General features: G+C 56.1%; 11 protein-coding genes. 8 read left to right on the top strand and 3 right to left on the bottom strand.

What is annotated here, in order from left to right; all coding sequences use genetic code 11:
- Positions 1-165: 165 nt before the first annotated feature.
- Genes ABJL60_RS09970 through ABJL60_RS09950 form a run of 5 tightly spaced genes read left to right on the top strand, consistent with a single transcriptional unit; the run spans position 166 to position 8,191 of the window.
- Complete coding sequence (locus ABJL60_RS09970) at positions 166-2,364, top strand: hypothetical protein (protein ID WP_348376192.1); 2,199 nt, start codon at positions 166-168, stop codon at positions 2,362-2,364.
- A complete protein-coding gene (locus ABJL60_RS09965) occupies positions 2,357-4,021 on the top strand; it encodes an AMP-binding protein (protein WP_348376191.1) in 1,665 nt (554 codons plus the stop codon). The genes ABJL60_RS09970 and ABJL60_RS09965 overlap by 8 nt, the downstream gene beginning before the upstream one ends.
- Positions 4,018-6,210: a cytochrome P450 gene (locus ABJL60_RS09960; RefSeq protein ID WP_348376190.1), complete on the top strand. Its 2,193-nt coding sequence runs from the start codon at positions 4,018-4,020 to the stop codon at positions 6,208-6,210. The genes ABJL60_RS09965 and ABJL60_RS09960 overlap by 4 nt, the downstream gene beginning before the upstream one ends.
- Positions 6,211-6,269: 59 nt before the next feature.
- Positions 6,270-6,515, top strand: coding sequence for an acyl carrier protein (locus ABJL60_RS09955; RefSeq protein ID WP_348288815.1), 246 nt, complete (start codon positions 6,270-6,272; stop codon positions 6,513-6,515).
- Positions 6,512-8,191 (top strand): carbamoyltransferase C-terminal domain-containing protein, encoded by a 1,680-nt coding sequence (locus tag ABJL60_RS09950; RefSeq protein ID WP_348376189.1) that lies wholly within the window; start codon positions 6,512-6,514, stop codon positions 8,189-8,191. The genes ABJL60_RS09955 and ABJL60_RS09950 overlap by 4 nt, the downstream gene beginning before the upstream one ends.
- A gap of 2 nt (positions 8,192-8,193) precedes the next feature.
- Here ABJL60_RS09950 and ABJL60_RS09945 read toward each other — a convergent pair whose 3' ends face one another.
- From ABJL60_RS09945 to ABJL60_RS09935, 3 genes are read right to left on the bottom strand one after another with little or no spacing between them, the layout of a single operon-like run.
- Positions 8,194-9,234: a lipocalin-like domain-containing protein gene (locus ABJL60_RS09945; RefSeq protein WP_348376188.1), complete on the bottom strand. Its 1,041-nt coding sequence runs from the start codon at positions 9,232-9,234 to the stop codon at positions 8,194-8,196.
- The gene (locus ABJL60_RS09940; protein WP_348376187.1) at positions 9,224-11,620 is read right to left on the bottom strand and encodes an FtsX-like permease family protein; all 2,397 of its coding nucleotides are present in this window, start codon (positions 11,618-11,620) and stop codon (positions 9,224-9,226) included. The genes ABJL60_RS09945 and ABJL60_RS09940 overlap by 11 nt, the downstream gene beginning before the upstream one ends.
- Complete coding sequence (locus ABJL60_RS09935; protein ID WP_348376186.1) at positions 11,617-12,273, bottom strand: ABC transporter ATP-binding protein; 657 nt, start codon at positions 12,271-12,273, stop codon at positions 11,617-11,619. Before ABJL60_RS09935 ends, ABJL60_RS09940 begins: the two co-directional genes overlap by 4 nt.
- A 91-nt stretch (positions 12,274-12,364) precedes the next feature.
- Here ABJL60_RS09935 and ABJL60_RS09930 point away from each other — a divergent pair, with 91 nt between their 5' ends.
- The 3 genes from ABJL60_RS09930 to gap all read left to right on the top strand — a co-directional run bounded on the left by ABJL60_RS09930 (position 12,365) and on the right by gap (position 15,402).
- Complete coding sequence (locus ABJL60_RS09930) at positions 12,365-13,294, top strand: DUF6502 family protein (RefSeq protein ID WP_348376185.1); 930 nt, start codon at positions 12,365-12,367, stop codon at positions 13,292-13,294.
- The gene (locus tag ABJL60_RS09925) at positions 13,291-14,229 is read left to right on the top strand and encodes a hypothetical protein (RefSeq protein ID WP_348376184.1); all 939 of its coding nucleotides are present in this window, start codon (positions 13,291-13,293) and stop codon (positions 14,227-14,229) included. The genes ABJL60_RS09930 and ABJL60_RS09925 overlap by 4 nt, the downstream gene beginning before the upstream one ends.
- A 171-nt stretch (positions 14,230-14,400) precedes the next feature.
- A complete protein-coding gene (gap, locus tag ABJL60_RS09920; RefSeq protein WP_348376183.1) occupies positions 14,401-15,402 on the top strand; it encodes a type I glyceraldehyde-3-phosphate dehydrogenase in 1,002 nt (333 codons plus the stop codon).
- Positions 15,403-15,424 lie beyond the last annotated feature (22 nt).

The raw sequence follows: 15,424 nt of genomic DNA, 5'->3' as shown, positions 1-15,424 counted from the left end.
TTTGCGGAACCCTAGGTTGAGATGGGCGCCGTAAACCGGCCTAAATCCAAAATCCCATTGAAACCTCTAGGTACGACTGCAATGATTGCCCAGCTGCGCTGATTTACACGGCTTGCGACTTGGGCGATCATTGAAATGTTATTTTATGTAAATAGATTATGTCTCATGCCTGAGACAGGGATATTGAATGCGCAGGTTACGTCGACGGGACCAAAATCGGTGACCTTGAAAGACATCAGGATGGCACGAAAGGGACGGGCGTTGAACCATGCCTTGGCCCTTTTGGATGCGCTTTCCGACGAAGATGTCCACAACGCCAGCCCCATGGTCATGCGGGCGCAAATCCTGCGCATGATGATGTCCCTGACGGATGCCAAAGCAGTCCTAAGCAAACATGTTCAAAGCCATAGCGACGACCGGCAGGCGCGGCAGTTGCTAATAGAAACGGCGCGGGTACTGGGGGACTTTGACGACGTAAACGCGCTGTTGGTAGACGACAGCAGCAGCGAAATGGCAATCGCCAAGATAAAGCTTGCCTTGGCGCAAGGCGATGTTGCCAAAGCGCTGAAGTTGTCACAATCCGCCTATGCAACATGGCCGCAGGATCGCGGAGTTTTAACGGTGCATTGCGATGTGCTGGCGAAAAACCTGCGCCATAAAGAAGCTGCATCGCTTTTGGATGCGGTCCTTCAAAATGAACCTGAAGATCATGTTTTCATTGTGCAGCGTGCCCAGCTTGCGGTGTCCGTAAATGATCTGGACACCGCCAATGCATTGCTGCAAAGCAGTTTGCCTACGCTGCAGGCCTTGCAAATTCAATTGAATCTGGATGCATTGTCCGGGCGTCCGAACAGCGCCGCGTATGCGCGGATCAATGCGCGTATGGGGCAGCTTTTGTCGGTTGAGGACGATGGCGCATCGTCGTTCCAGACGCATTTGGATCTTGGTGATCTACTATACATAAAGGAAGACTGGCGCGGTGCGTTGCGCCAGTTCAAACTGGCTGATGCCAATGCCGGTCAAAATCGTATGCGATCCATGAAGGTTGCGCGGTGTCACTACAAACTGTTGGATTTCACAGCCTGTCGTGCGGCCCTGACCCGTGTTTTGGAACAAGTGCCCAATTCGCTGGACGCTTTGTCGTTGCGTGCGACAATCGACACGATCGAAGGGCGAAGCGCCGAAAGCATTGCTACGCTCGAACATTTGTTCGCGTTGCAATCCGCCCGAAAAATGGCTTTCGGGGTTAAACTTATGCGCAGCTATATGCGCATCGAAAAGCTGGACCAGGCGCACCGTGTTCAAGCCGAATTGGTTGGGCTGGGCAAAACACAGTTTGAACCGGAACTGGTTGAGGTGTTGCTGCAATTCGGCGCTGCCAATGATGCGTTTGAAGTGTGTACGCCATGGGCACAAAACGCCTTTGAAAGCGGTGTGCATCTGGACCTGTTTCGCACAGTCGAAACCATGACAAAGTGTAGTTTTGGCTGCCCGGAACAGAACGCACACAGGTTGCCGGTTCTGCAAAAGGGCGATCCGTCCGATATTCAGTCTATGGCCGCTATCGGCGCACGCCTTGATCAAAAGGCCAGTGGATTGCCAGTGCCACTGGCTGTGAACGCGGCATGGGCCGTATCCGGTCATACCGACATGGGTTTTCGCATGTGGCAACGTCTTGCGCGTATGGCGACAGCGAACACGCGGCGGGTGTCTCATATTGCGCCGCGGGCGCAGGACATTGCGGAATTTACAGATTTTCCTGATCGATCAGCTTTGGGCGTTCATGGCCAGACCACAGGGCCTTTGATCTTTATGTCCAGTCATGGCGGGCCGTCGGTGTCATGTGCGCTCGACGAGGGCCTCTTGGCGGGGCGTGAATTGGCTTATTTGCGCACGCATACAGTTGATGACCGCCAAAAGGACAGGCTGATCACTGTTGGATACAACCCGCAAAACGCGGCGAAGGCTTTGGTGCAGGCGCTGGCCGCAGGAAAAACCATTGGCATGGCGGTGGATTCCCCCACGTTGTGGCAAAGCGGCGGACGCAGCGGTAAGGGGGCTACGGGCACGGTGTTTGACGTTCCTGTCACGATTTCGACCACGCCCTTAAAGCTGGCGCATGCGTTTGGTGTTCCTATGATCTGGGTGCAACCGTTGTGGCGTGACGGCCGGATCACATTCGAGATCGAAGAGATGGACGTCCCCCCAAAGGATATGCCGTTTCAGGACGCGGCCAATATCTGGGCGGCAGATTACCTGGCGCGTGTGGCGCGGGTTATGTGCAGTGGGCCGGAAAATCAGGATCTGAGTGCGCCGATGTGGCAGCATCTTGTGTACAATGGACTGGGCCAAAAGCGTGCCTGACACACCCCGCGACCCATCCTTGGCGGACATGTTGCGCGCCCGTTTATTGGACCGCAAAAATCAGACAATCATGACGTTTTTGCACCGCTCGGGTGGCATGCAAGCCACCGAAATAAGCGGGCAGGCGCTGCTTGAGGCTGCGGAACAACAGGCTCGGATCTGGCGCAAGTCGTTTGGACCGGGCCGCTATGTTTTGGCATTGGCGATGCCACATGGCTTGGGGTTTGTAACGGCTGTGCTTGCGGGGCTTCTGGAGGGCATCATCGTGTCCGCGATGCCGCCCGCCAAAGCAGGTGATCCGCGTCTGCCGCATATCGTGCGCGATTGCGGCGCGCGCGCCGTGATCACCCAGACGCAAAGCGCGGCTGGATTGCGGCGCAGCCTTACTGACAATGATGTCGTGCAATGCCCGATCTATGACGCTGACGGAACCCTATTGGCGGCGTCTGATGTGCCTTCGCTGGATGCTTCCGTGGCCCCGTCTACCGTGTTGCTACAATACACGTCTGGGTCGACACACATGCCCAAAGGTGTGGAAATGAGTGGCGCAAACATCATCGCCAATGCGGCCCTTGTGGTGCAAACATGGGGGTTGGGGCGCGACACCGTCGTGGTGAACTGGATGCCACATTACCATGATATGGGGCTTATGGGATGTTTGCTGTATCCGATCCTTTTTGGCGGCACTAGCGTTCAACTCAGCCCGTTTGATGTCATTCGCAAACCGTTGACGTGGCTGCAGGCTGTGCAGGATTTCAAAGCTACGATCACGGGGGGGCCTGCGTTTATTTACGCCGAATGCCTGAAACGGATTGCGCCAGAAGATTGCGCGGCATTGGACCTTTCTTCGTTGAAGCAAGCCTTTTGCGGTGCAGAACCTGTGCCTGCCGATTTGTTGCCCGCCTTCCAGGACCGTTTTGAGGCATATGGATTGCCGAAAGGTGCTAGCTTTGCCTGCTACGGGATGGCGGAAAACGCATTGTTTGTCGCTGGGGCGCAACCTGATCACGATGCGCCGCATGACCACAAACTGGCGCCTTGCCGCCTAACGCCACAGACCCGCCAATGCATTGGTATCATGTCAGAGGATGGGCAGCTTTGTTGTGATGGCGTTGAAGGTGAGATTTGGGTGCATGGGCCAAGCTGCACAGGCGGTTATCTGAATGCGCCGCAGGACACGGCCGATCGTTTTGTGACCAAAGGTGCCAAAACGTGGTTGCGCACCGGAGATCTGGGCGTGATTGAGGGGGATGACCTGTTTGTGACGGGGCGTTTGAAAGACATGCTGATTGTGCATGGACGCAACGTGGCCGCCACCGAAATTGAGTGGTTGGCGGCGTCCATGGATGACCGTCTGAACAAACTGGCCGCGGCGGCCTTTGCGCCAGACCCATCTGTTCCCAGTGACGCCGCATTGCTGATCGAAGTGACCGAAAAGGCGCGTGATTTTGACGGCGCAGACACAGTGCGCCGCGCCATCACACGTGCGGTGCGCGGTGCTTTCGGGGTTCAGTTAAAAGACATTCGCTTTTTGCCGCGCGGCACTTTAGAAAAAACCAGCAGCGGCAAGGTCCGACGCAGAATATGTGCCAGAACCTACCAACAAGGCGAGATGCACGCAGGCCTTGGCCCAAAGTCGACACCAGAGACACCATGACCCGAAGCTTGAACAAATTGCCCACGCTGACATTTTCCGACCCGCAGGATGTGGACCGGATTTTACGTGGTAAAGACTTTTCGATTTTTGCGCTGCAAGGTTATCTGGAACAGATCGAAGCGGCGTCGGGGCATGATTTGTCCGCCGTCCGTCGTTTTGCACAGCATTCGTTGATTTACCAAAGTGACGATACACACCTGCAATCGCGGCGTTTGATCGCCGCTGTCTTTTCTGAAAAAGCGCTGGATGCTTGGGTGCCCATGATGGACGCCGCGATTGCGGTGCGACTGGATGCTTTGGCACAGATTCAAGATGCAGACCTCATGCGCGATTTTGTGGACCCTCTGTTTTGCGATGTGATTTTGCCGATCATCGGCTTTGATCCGCATCCCAAGGGGCAGGCCGAAATGCTGAATGCGGTCGCGGACCTGCGCAAGTTCACCGAAAAATTCCTAAGTCTGCGCGAACTGCGAAAAATGAATGCCTGGTTGAATGATACAGGGCTTGTTGCACCCAACATGGACACACAGGCAGATGGCCCTGCAACTTTGTCCAGCCACGTGGCCGCCGCCTTGGGTGACGTGCCGGACAAGGAAAACATGGTGCGTGACACTGGCCTAAGCTTGTTTGTGGCGGCCCATTCGGCGGGTTTGGGGCTTGGGTTTGCAGCATGGGGCCTGTTGATGCATGGGCAAGGGGAATGGCAAGACGCAGGCCAGCGGGATTGGCCGGACCGCAAACTGGAACAGGTGCTCAGTGTCTATTTGTCGACGCGTTTTGTAGGCCGAGTATCCGATGCCGACGGTGATGTTGGCGGGTGTCCTGTCCATCACAACCAACACATCAGCCTTGATATGCAGGCCAGCAATCTTGCGTTGCGCAAGGATTGGTTGTCGCAAGACCGCCCGAACGGGGTGCGTAGCCCGACGCAAGCCTTCGGGGCCGGGCGGCACAAATGCCCCGGCGAAGCTTTTGCACGGTTGTTCATCTTGCGGGCTTTGCCAGCACTGAGCCGTCGGTTTCCCGATATGATCCTGCACAAAGACCGCTGCAGTTTTCTGGTGTCGCCAATGTTGCAAGGGCCACGTGCGCTTCCGTGCACCCCCGTGCCACTGTGTGAAAAGCCGGCTGCCAAGCTGTGGAACGTAAAGGACCACACGACCGCGCGCGCCATTATCACGGATGACAAAGGTTTTGCGCCGCCGCAAATGGAAGCCCACTTGCAGGCATTGCACGACAAAAGCGGGCGTGACTTAAGCCCGGTTATTCATATCGCCAAAAACGCGATGTTCTTTATGTCAGGCCCGCGTCACGCTGCGGCGCGCAAATCTGTCATGCAAGTTCTTGGCCAAAACCGACTGCGCGTTTGGCATGGGCTTATTGATGATCGCATTCAGGTGGCGCTGGACGCTTTGCAAGCTTCAGGTGCCCCCGATCTGGTCGAGGACTTTGCAAATCCTGTCTTTCGGGCCATCACCAAGCCGATTTTAGGGTTGCATCCTTCCGATCTGGACCGCTTTGACACGCTGGCGCCTGTCTTGCAGGACGTGCTTGAACCTTTGTTGCCCATGCGCCAGATTTTGCAACTGCAAGAGGTGTTTGCAGAGACCATGTCGCTGGTCAGCACTGGCCGCGCACGTACCGAGGATGCCCCATCAGGGGCCGTTTCACTGCAAGATCACCTGCAGCAAAATCCCCCCGAAGGATACGACGATGCAGACATCGCGGCCTTGGTTTTGGTGTTGTACGGGGCCAGTTTCAACCTAAGCCATACTTTGGGCAATGCGCTGCATTGGGTTCTGAGCTTGCCGTGGGATCTGCGACAGGATGTGGCGGACCCGGCTTGGACAAACACGCGGATCGAGGAAATCATGTCCACCTGCGGATCGCCCAAATTTATCTACCGGCATGCGCGAAACACCCAGCAGGTTGACGGGTTGGCTTTCAATGCAAAAGACACGGCCTGCATCCATCTGAACGCTGTGAACAGGGGCAAAACAACGGGGCATTTGTCCTTTGGTCACGGGCTGCACCATTGTGTTGGTGCGTCTTTGTCGCGCTTGTTGCTCAGGCGTGCAATTCCTGCCGTTTTTGCACGGTTTCCTAACATTCGATTGACGTCTCAAGGGCATCGCTATTTTGAGATGTCCCAAACTGTTGCAATGCAGTCCTTAAAGTGCGATTTGTAGGCCTGTATTTATTTAACGATTTTATAGACTTACAATTCCACTATTGATTGAGAAACCTTATGTCCGACTCAAATTTGACGCATTACTTGCGTGAACAAATAGCCAAACGCACCGATCTTCCGCTTGAAGAGGTCCGCGAAGAGTCGGTTTTGATCGACATTGGACTGGAAAGTATCGATGCCGTTTTGTTGTGCGGTGACGTAGAGGACGAATTCGACGTTGAAATTGATCCATCCATGATTTTCGAACATGATACTTTGGGTGCTTTTGCGACTGCGGTATTGGCGCTGAAAGCGGCCAAATGACCACGTGGTATCTGGGCCTGTCCACCACTGGACATGACCCGGCGTTGGCGATTGTCGACGAACGCGGAACATTGGTTTTTGCAGAAGCAACCGAACGCTACATGCAAGACAAACGCGCGTGGAGTGTGGCCGCAGATCATCCCGCGCATCTGGCGCAAGCTTTAAAGGCCGTTGGTGCGGATCCGAACAAAGACAAGCTGGTGGTTGCCAGTACATGGCAAACCCAAAAGGTGGATCTGCCCCCTGATATGGTCGATCTGATGATGCCAGCAGACCATGCCTTGTGGTTATGGCATGTGCACCAAAACGCGCAATCCGCGATGGGGGCTGGCGTGATGCGGCAGGGGTTTGCAAACGGGCAGATGCCGGACATCAAACGCTTTGAGCATCATCTGTGCCACGCGGTCGCCGCCTGCCACCAGACGCCCCATGACGACGCAGTGTGTCTGGTGATTGACGGTGAAGGCGAAGCTGGCGCTGCCGCAGTTTACGACATGACCGATCGACAGATCAAACGCCGGTGGCGGTCTTGGGGGCCCGGGTCATTGGGTGCATTCTATTCCAAGTTGACGCTGTTGGCGGGCTTTGATTGGCGCTTGGGGGAAGAATGGAAACTGATGGGGCTTGCGGCCTTCGGCACGCCGATTCCTGCTTTGGTCGATGCGCTGTGCGCGACAGTGACTGTGGATCGGGGCAGGTTACGTTTTGCGGATACCGGCATCGTGAAGCAGGCGTTGGCCATGGCGCAAACATACGGTCGCGGCGCGGATGATCCTATCATGCAGGGTGCCGATCTTGCAGCTTCTGCGCAAGCTGCCTACGCGCATATTACGGATCAAGTGGTTGAAGCTGTGTTGCCCGACAGCCCGGCTAATCTGGTGCTGACGGGCGGCTGTGCGCTCAATTCATCCTACAACGGCACCATCGCACGGCGGTTCAATGTCACCAGCGTCACGGTGCCATCCGCCCCCGGTGACGATGGAAACGCAGTGGGTGCAGCCCTTTTGGCCTGGATGGACGACACCAAGCAAAAGCAGATTCCCAAAGGCACAGGCACAGCCTACTTGGGCGCACGTCCAAACCCCGAAGCCATCACAAAAGCACAAGATTATTGCAAAGTGGCCTGCGTGACCGAGTGTGGGGACAGGTCTGTGGCCAAGGTGGCGCAACTGCTCAAAGACGGCAAAATCATCGGCGTCATGCGCGGCCGCGCCGAATTCGGGCCCCGTGCATTGGGAAACCGGTCCATTCTGGCTGACCCAAGCGTCCCGGACATGAAAGACCGCATCAACATGCTTGTGAAGGGCCGCGAAGCGTACCGCCCGTTTGCTCCTGTTATTCCAGCCGAAGATGCCAGCCTATGGTTCGACCATGCGCAGCCTGCACCCTACATGTCTTTCACCTTGCCATGGGCTGCGGGGCAGGGCGAGAAAGTGCCAGCCGTGGTGCACGAAGACGGAACAGGCCGGTTGCAGACAGTCACCGAGACCGACGCCCCATGGATGCACGCGCTGTGTCGTGCCATGGGTGAAACGGCAGGCGTGCCGGTCGTGTTGAACACCAGTTTCAACATTATGGGCAAACCGATCGTGCACAGCGTTGAAGACGCGGTGGCCATGTTCATGACGTCGGGGTTGGATGCACTGCTTTTGGAAGACGTTTTGTTCGAAAAGTAGCGCTATTCGTAGCCGGTCATTTCCAGGTAACCACGCCCCGTATGTGATCCTTGTACTGTCACAGGCCCTTCCCAATAGGACAATGACACGGCCATCCAGGCCTGCGGGTTCAGGGCCGTTGTGGTGACGTCCACATTGAACCGGGGCACCTGCACGCGCCAAGTCGTCGGAACGTCGCGCCCCCCCACATCCGACAGTGCCATGGGGGATGCGATAAAGTCGTCGGGGCGCAACGCGGTCGGTGTCCCATCGGGCGCAATCCACGTTCCGGATGCAAAAAACGTACCGTCGGTCTGGCGGAGCCTGAACCCCATCAATTTGTTGCCATCCTCAAAGGACAGCGAAAACCAGTCCCAACCGGACTGATCGTCGGCCAAAGGCTGCGACGACCATTCGCGGTCCAACCACGCGGTGCCTGTGACCGGAACAGGCCCGTCCGGCAGGGTAAGCGTGCCGCTAAGGTCATAAAAAGGCTGCGAATAGTAGTAGCTGGCTTGGCCTTTTGCCGATTTCACGGAAAAGCCACCGTCGCCATGGAAAACCAGCGGCCCTTGGGCGTCCAGTGTCACATCATAGGCAAATTCCGGTCCGGTGGCGTGCATCTGCATCGTGTCAAAGTTGTCGCCTTTAAGATGCCAGTCATCAATCCATGCTTCAAAAGGGGCGGGTGTCACGCCAGCCTGTCCGATGCCGCCCCTTGCAAAGCGTTCGGACACGTAATGGGCGTCCTTTGTGGTGACGGCCGCATGTCCGAAGTAGATTTGGGGCGAAGTCCATCCGACCCCGGCCTCAGGGGCAAGCGCAGACCGGAACAACGTCCATTGTAGCCCGTATTCCGCGCCATCCGGTCCCGTCATATTGGCCGTCAGATACCACCATTCAATCCGGTAGTCGGGGTGGGGGCCATGATCTTGCGGGAAGTCGAAAACAGGGTTGGGACGGGGCGTTGTGAAGCCATCTGCTTGGGTTCCCAAGCCTCCGAACCCTTGGGCCCACGCCATAGCGGGCAAACACAGCAAAAAGACCAAAGCCCTAACGTTCATTTGCAAAAACCTTCAAAAGATCGGTGGGGGGTGTTCGTGCCAAACGCAAAGCTGGCCAAAGTGCCGCGACGATGGCAGCCAGCAAAGCAAACCCGCATAGTTTTGCGTAAGCTGCGGGAAAGACATACATAGGCAACTTCCACCCAAAAGCCTCGACATTGACAACAGCCAACAACACCCATGCCAATGCCAAGCCCAAAGGAATGGCCGCTGTTGCGGTCAAAACGGCCAAAATGGCAGCACGGGTCAATTCCTGTTGCCCCAGTTTGCGTCGTGTCAGACCAAGCGCCCAAGCGGGGGCCAACTGCGGCACGCGCATAGAGGCCAGTGTAAGAAGGCTCATAAAAATCGCAAACCCTGCAACGGCCAATGTCAGCACATTTAAAGCACCGGTTACGGTGAAAGTGCGTTCGAATATGGACAGCGAGAATGCTTTGATCCCTGCTTGATCAATGATGTTTGCCTCTGGCAGTCCAAAGTCGTCAATTAAGGCTTTGCGCACGCTGTCCGGGGTGTCTGTGCGCAGCCCGAAACGGGTGGGAATTTGGTTGGGGTGCAGGGCATTGAACAGATCCTCCTGAACGATGGCTTGCCCGATTGGATTGCCGTAGTCGCCGTAAATACCCACGACGGGCAAACTACGGCTGCCCCCCAAAGACACGTCATCGCCCACCCAAAGACCCGCGCGGCGTGCCAGTTGTTCGTTGATTATGATGCCGCGCCCTGTATCGACGCTGTCCCATGCGTCGCTACGGGCCTCCAGAAAGGCCCAGTTGTCACGGTGGGTGCTGTCGATGCGGGCGCCGTAGAGATCCGTAGGCAGTCCGGCAAGATCGGTTTGCACGGACAAAACAGGCAAAATGACACGCACTTGCGGCTTTAGAAATGCTTGCAAGGCTTCACTTTGTGCGGGTGTCTGCGCGGTGACATAAAGCTCTGAAGCCAAGCGTTGGTCCAAAAACCCTACAAAGGTCAATCGAAAGCTCGACACCATCGTAGATACGCCCACGTTGGCCGCCATTGCCAACAGCAAGGCCATCAAGGCAAGGCTAAGGCCTGGCAATTGTTGACGGGTGTCGGCCCAAAACCATTCCCAAATCACATGCCTCGCACGGGCTTGCCCAAGGCGCAAAGCCACATCCAAAATCAACGGCAAGGCCAATGCGGCGCCGATCAACAACGCCCCCAGCATGACAAATCCTAATACCAGACCTTTGCCCCAAACCCCCAAAGCCACCGCCACAGCAAGCAACAGACCCGAAATCGCGACATGCAATATGCGCCGTGCGGAAGATGCGGTTAACCAGGCCTGTGGACGCGCACTTGCCAGCAGGGGCATGCGTGCAACCTGCATCAAAGACCCGATTGCCGCGACCCCAGTGCCGGCAACCGAAATCAGCAATCCCGAAATCCACCAGCTTGGTCTAAGTTGTAAGGTGCCAGACACGTCCGCGCCATATAACCCTTTGAGGGTCGCCGCGACATCCGGCAGTAAAGCTGCTGCGATCAGGTATCCCATGACCACGCCCACACCGCCCCCGATCAAGGCCAGCACAATCAGCTCAACCCCCATCAAGACCATAACGCGCCGCAAAGGCATGCCCAAAGCCCGCAATGTCCGCACCATGCTGCGTCTTTGTTCAAACGCCAGCCCGATGGTGCCGTGCACAATGAAAATGCCAACTGCAAAACTTAGCAACCCGAAGGCTGTCAGGTTCAAATGGAAGCTGTCGGTCAATCGTGCGACGTCTGTGCCAGATTGTGCGGCGACACGGGTCAGGTTGGGAACGACATCTGCCAGCGGCGGAACCCCCAGCGGCTGTTGGTTCGCAATCACAAGCCGACTTAATTGTCCGGGCAGTGACAGGACATCTTGGGCCACTGATACATCGGTGATCGCCATGCCGCTGGCCACGCCCGCATCCTCGATCACCCGCACCCCGAGGCCTTTAAGCAGGTCAGCCGTGTCCGCGTTTGCAAAAACTGTAGGTTTGGACAAAAAGCCCACCAGATCAACGGGTTGCCCTTCTCCGACTGCGTCAAATCCGTTCGGGGCCGTTAACGGATCTATCCCAAGGATGCGGATTTGGGTGCCGTCCGCGTCCAGTCGACCGTCCACAACGGGGCCCACTTGCCAGCCTGCACGGCGCAATGCGATGTAATCGGCCTGCGCAATTGTGTCCGATTGTGCCGGTAACAGCTGATCGAATTGCCCTTCGCCCAAGGTTGCAGCAGCCGCGCCGTAGCTGGCGCGGGCTTCGGCGTTGACGGCTTGCACGCCCGACCACAAGGCAGTGGCCAAAGCAAGCCCTGCAACAAGTGTGAACAATTGCAACGGGTTGCGCCGCCAATGTGACCAAAGCGCGTGAAAGCCTGCAGCCGTCATGCAAGCTGTCCCTGACGCAGATGCAACCTGCGTCCCATGCGATTGGCCAAGGTAGGCGAGTGAGTCACCATGATCAGCGCAGCGCCGGTGTCCGCCACAAGGTCCAACATTTGGGCTAGCACTTGTTCGGCTGTGTCTTCGTCCAAATTGCCAGTGGGCTCATCGGCCAGCACCAGCTTTGGACGCACAGCCAAAGCGCGCGCGATTGCGACCCTTTGTTGTTGTCCACCCGACAATTGTTCGGGGTATTTGTTTAACTGTTCGGTCAAACCCAAAGCGTCGGCAAGATGTGCGAGACCATCGGCAGACGCTTTTCCAGCCAGACGCGCTTGAAACGCGATGTTTGCGGCGACGGTCAGGGAAGGGATCAAGTTAAACTGTTGAAAGATAATACCAAACGTATCACGGCGCAAAGCGGCCCGACCCGTGTCATCAAGCCCCGTGATGTCGCGACCTTCCAGTGAAATTGTGCCACTGTCCACCACATCCAATCCGCCCAGAATATGTAAAAGTGTGCTTTTTCCAGACCCAGATTCGCCCGTCAAAGCAAGGGTTTCGCCCGCGTCGACCGACAAGTCGATGCCGCGCAAAACAGGGACGGGGCCGTCGACGCTTTGAAAGGATTTTTTGAGCTGGTGCGCCTGAAGAAGCATTTGGGTCTCCCTTGGGATCGGCCTACGGGGCTGGGGTGAAAAAAGCAACTTTGGCGGACAAAGTCGTTGTGGCGATTGGACGCGTAATCAGATGCCTGAGGACAGGATCCTTTCAGTGCGGCGTTTGGTCCTTAGGGGCACACGAAAAGCTGTGGAAAATTTGCACACTTGGCGATACTCTCACCGTATGAACAGTGCCGATCCTTCCCCGAACGCCCAAATATTTGAACGAGCCTTAAAGACTGTATTGCGCCCGATGATGCGCATGTTGATCTCAAAAGGGATCGCAGCCCCCGCTTTTTACCATGTGGTGAAACAAACCTATGTAGAAACAGCTGTTGAACTGCTGGGCCGCGACGCCACAGACAGCCGCATCAGTGTCATGACAGGTGTGCACCGGCGTGATGTGAAAGAATTTAGGGACCCCGACCGGCACGCGGAAGAAAGCCTGCGCCGCAAGGTTTCCACCTTGACGTCAGTTGTCGGGCGCTGGCTGTCTGATCCGGTTTATGCCAATGCGCAGGGTGCGCCTGTTGCGATCAAACGCTCAGGACAAGCCCCGAGTTTTGACGCGCTGGTGCAATCTGTCAGCCGCGATGTTCGGCCACGTACGATTCTGGATGAGCTGATCCGCCAAGACATTGTGTATCAAACGGATGATCTTATCGCGTTGGATATGGATGTGTTGGTGGGGCCTGCCGACACCGATCAACGCATGCACTTTTTCGCGCACAACTTGGGGGACCATATGGCAGCGGCTGTGGAAAACCTACTGGAAGAGCAACCGAAGCTGTTGGAACGTGCCGTGTTTTACAACCACCTGACGGCGTCCTCCGTTGACAAATTAGAAGTCCAAGCACGCAGCCTCAGCCAGGATACGTTGTTGAAAATCAATAAGTTGGCGGCAGACATGCAAAGCACCGACAAGGTGTTGGCCGAAGGAAAACAACGCTTTAGATACGGTGTGTTCTTTTACAAAGAAGACGAAAGCGAAGCCCCGAAAGGAAACGATCCCCAATGACCTCAAAGCCTGTAACGCGTCGCGCGATGATCGTCGGGGCTTCAGCGTGTTTGCTGTTGCCCCGGACCAGTTTCGGGCAAAGTATCGAAGCGCCCGTGGAAGGTGGCATCGGGGGAACCGGCATCGTCGGGGTTCTGACGGAATTTGGCAGTTTGATCGTCGGTGGGAATTATGTGCAGACGGATAAGACAACCCTGTTCACTGACGGGTTTGGTGCGATCGGCGAAGCCGACTTGCGGTTGGGGAACAGTTTGACAGTTGAGGCCCAAGGCGGGCCAGATCAGCTTGTCGCCCGCCGCGTTCATGTCACGCATCCCTTGGTGGGACCGGTTGAAGGGGTGACGCAAGGTGGACGGCTGTTGCGTGTCAACGGAGTTGATGTGGTGTTGGCCCGCAGCGTGCCATCTGTGCACGTGGGGGCGTTTGTCAAAGTGTCTGGCTTGTGGCGTGGGCAATCTGTGATTGGTAGCGCGGTTGAAATCGTAAAACCGACACAGCATTTGGTGTCAGGCGATGTGTCCCGCGCGTCGGGGTTCAATGTCATGCAGGTGGGCGGCACGAAAGTACGCGGTGCGGGTGTCGGATCTTTGCAGCCGGGTGGGTTCGCAACGGTGGTGGGCCAATATGATCCGCTGACTGGGATCTTGAATGTCACCAAAGTGACATCGGGGCGGTTCTTTGGGGCCGCTGGGCCATTGGTGCAATTGTCGGTCGAAGGGTATCTGGAACCGACGCGTATGGCTCCGGGTTACCGCATTGCGGGTTTGGGCCACAGCTTCCAACGCAATTTGAAACTGGATGCGTACAGGGGCAAACGTATGCTTTTCAACGGCGCATATACTGGAAAATTCGCCGCCCAAAGTGCTGTGATCTTGCCCGAACGCAAAGCATCCAGAGTGCGGCTGCTTGGGGCGATGTCACGCGAAGATCGTTAGTCTGGATCGGCTGCGTGTTGGTTGCGCATCAGGTATAGCGATTTGGTGTTCTCTCAAGATGCTTCATACTGACGGTTGCAATTTTGAAATTTGGCAGTATTTGTTAGCGCTAACTTAATCATGAACCTTCATGCGTGATGCAAAATACACAATATTTACGGAGAGCCTGACATGCCAGTGACTGTAGCCATCAATGGATTTGGGCGGATCGGGCGCAATGTATTGCGTGCGATTTGCGAAAGTGAACGCACAGACATCGAAGTTGTCGCTATCAACGACTTGGGGCCTGTCGAAACAAATGCGCATCTGTTCCGTTTCGATACAGTGCATGGACGCTTTAATGGCGATGTCACAACCACGGATGACACCATTGATGTCGGGCGCGGCCCCATCAAAGTCACGGCAATGCGCAACCCAGCCGATCTGCCATGGGGACACGTGGATGTGGTGCTGGAATGTACCGGTATCTTCAAATCCAAAGAAGCCTGTCAGGCCCATCTTGATAATGGATCGTCGCGGGTTCTGATCTCTGCGCCAGGGAAAGATGCGGATAAAACAATCGTGTATGGTGTGAACCACGGTGATCTGACGGCGGACGATGTGATCGTCTCTAATGCGTCATGCACCACCAACTGCCTTGCCCCCGTGGCCAAGACCTTGAACGATGCCGTGGGTCTAACAAAAGGGTTTATGACCACTGTCCACAGCTATACCGGTGATCAGCCGACGTTGGACCGGATGCACAGCGATCTGTACCGTGCCCGCGCCGCTGCATTGTCTATGATCCCGACCTCAACGGGCGCCGCAAAAGCTGTTGGACTTGTGTTGCCCGAACTGAACGGAAAGCTGGACGGCGTGGCGATCCGCGTGCCAACCCCCAACGTGTCTGTTGTGGATCTTACCTTTGAGGCGCAGCGCAACACGTCTGTGGAAGAAATCAATGCAGCCATCATCGCCGCAGCCGATGGGCCGTTGAAAAATGTGTTGGGATATACCGACTTGCCTTTGGTGAGTTCGGATTTCAACCACGACCCACATTCGTCGATCTTCCATCTGGATCAAACCAAAGTGCTGGATGGCAACATGGTGCGCATTCTAAGCTGGTACGACAATGAATGGGGTTTTTCCAACCGCATGGCCGACACTGCCGTGGCGATGGGCCAGCTGATCTAGCGCCGTTTATGTGTTATTCGGG

This window comes from Ascidiaceihabitans sp. (genome assembly GCF_039986515.1).
In the GTDB taxonomy this organism is placed as follows: Bacteria; Pseudomonadota; Alphaproteobacteria; order Rhodobacterales; family Rhodobacteraceae; genus Ascidiaceihabitans.
The sequence above is the reverse complement of the archived record's forward strand: the minus strand, read 5'-3'. Positions and strand labels throughout refer to the sequence as shown.

What these genes read in the sequence shown, in the direction of transcription:
- ABJL60_RS09970 (WP_348376192.1), top strand. Translation starts at nt 166, where the DNA reads ATGCCTGAGACAGGGATATTGAATGCGCAGGTTACGTCGACGGGACCA.
- ABJL60_RS09960 (WP_348376190.1), top strand. Translation starts at nt 4,018, where the DNA reads ATGACCCGAAGCTTGAACAAATTGCCCACGCTGACATTTTCCGACCCG.
- ABJL60_RS09955 (WP_348288815.1), top strand. Translation starts at nt 6,270, where the DNA reads ATGTCCGACTCAAATTTGACGCATTACTTGCGTGAACAAATAGCCAAA.
- ABJL60_RS09950 (WP_348376189.1), top strand. Translation starts at nt 6,512, where the DNA reads ATGACCACGTGGTATCTGGGCCTGTCCACCACTGGACATGACCCGGCG.
- ABJL60_RS09945 (WP_348376188.1), bottom strand. Translation starts at nt 9,234, where the DNA reads ATGAACGTTAGGGCTTTGGTCTTTTTGCTGTGTTTGCCCGCTATGGCG.
- ABJL60_RS09940 (WP_348376187.1), bottom strand. Translation starts at nt 11,620, where the DNA reads ATGACGGCTGCAGGCTTTCACGCGCTTTGGTCACATTGGCGGCGCAAC.
- ABJL60_RS09935 (WP_348376186.1), bottom strand. Translation starts at nt 12,273, where the DNA reads ATGCTTCTTCAGGCGCACCAGCTCAAAAAATCCTTTCAAAGCGTCGAC.
- ABJL60_RS09930 (WP_348376185.1), top strand. Translation starts at nt 12,365, where the DNA reads ATGCCTGAGGACAGGATCCTTTCAGTGCGGCGTTTGGTCCTTAGGGGC.
- ABJL60_RS09925 (WP_348376184.1), top strand. Translation starts at nt 13,291, where the DNA reads ATGACCTCAAAGCCTGTAACGCGTCGCGCGATGATCGTCGGGGCTTCA.
- gap (WP_348376183.1), top strand. Translation starts at nt 14,401, where the DNA reads ATGCCAGTGACTGTAGCCATCAATGGATTTGGGCGGATCGGGCGCAAT.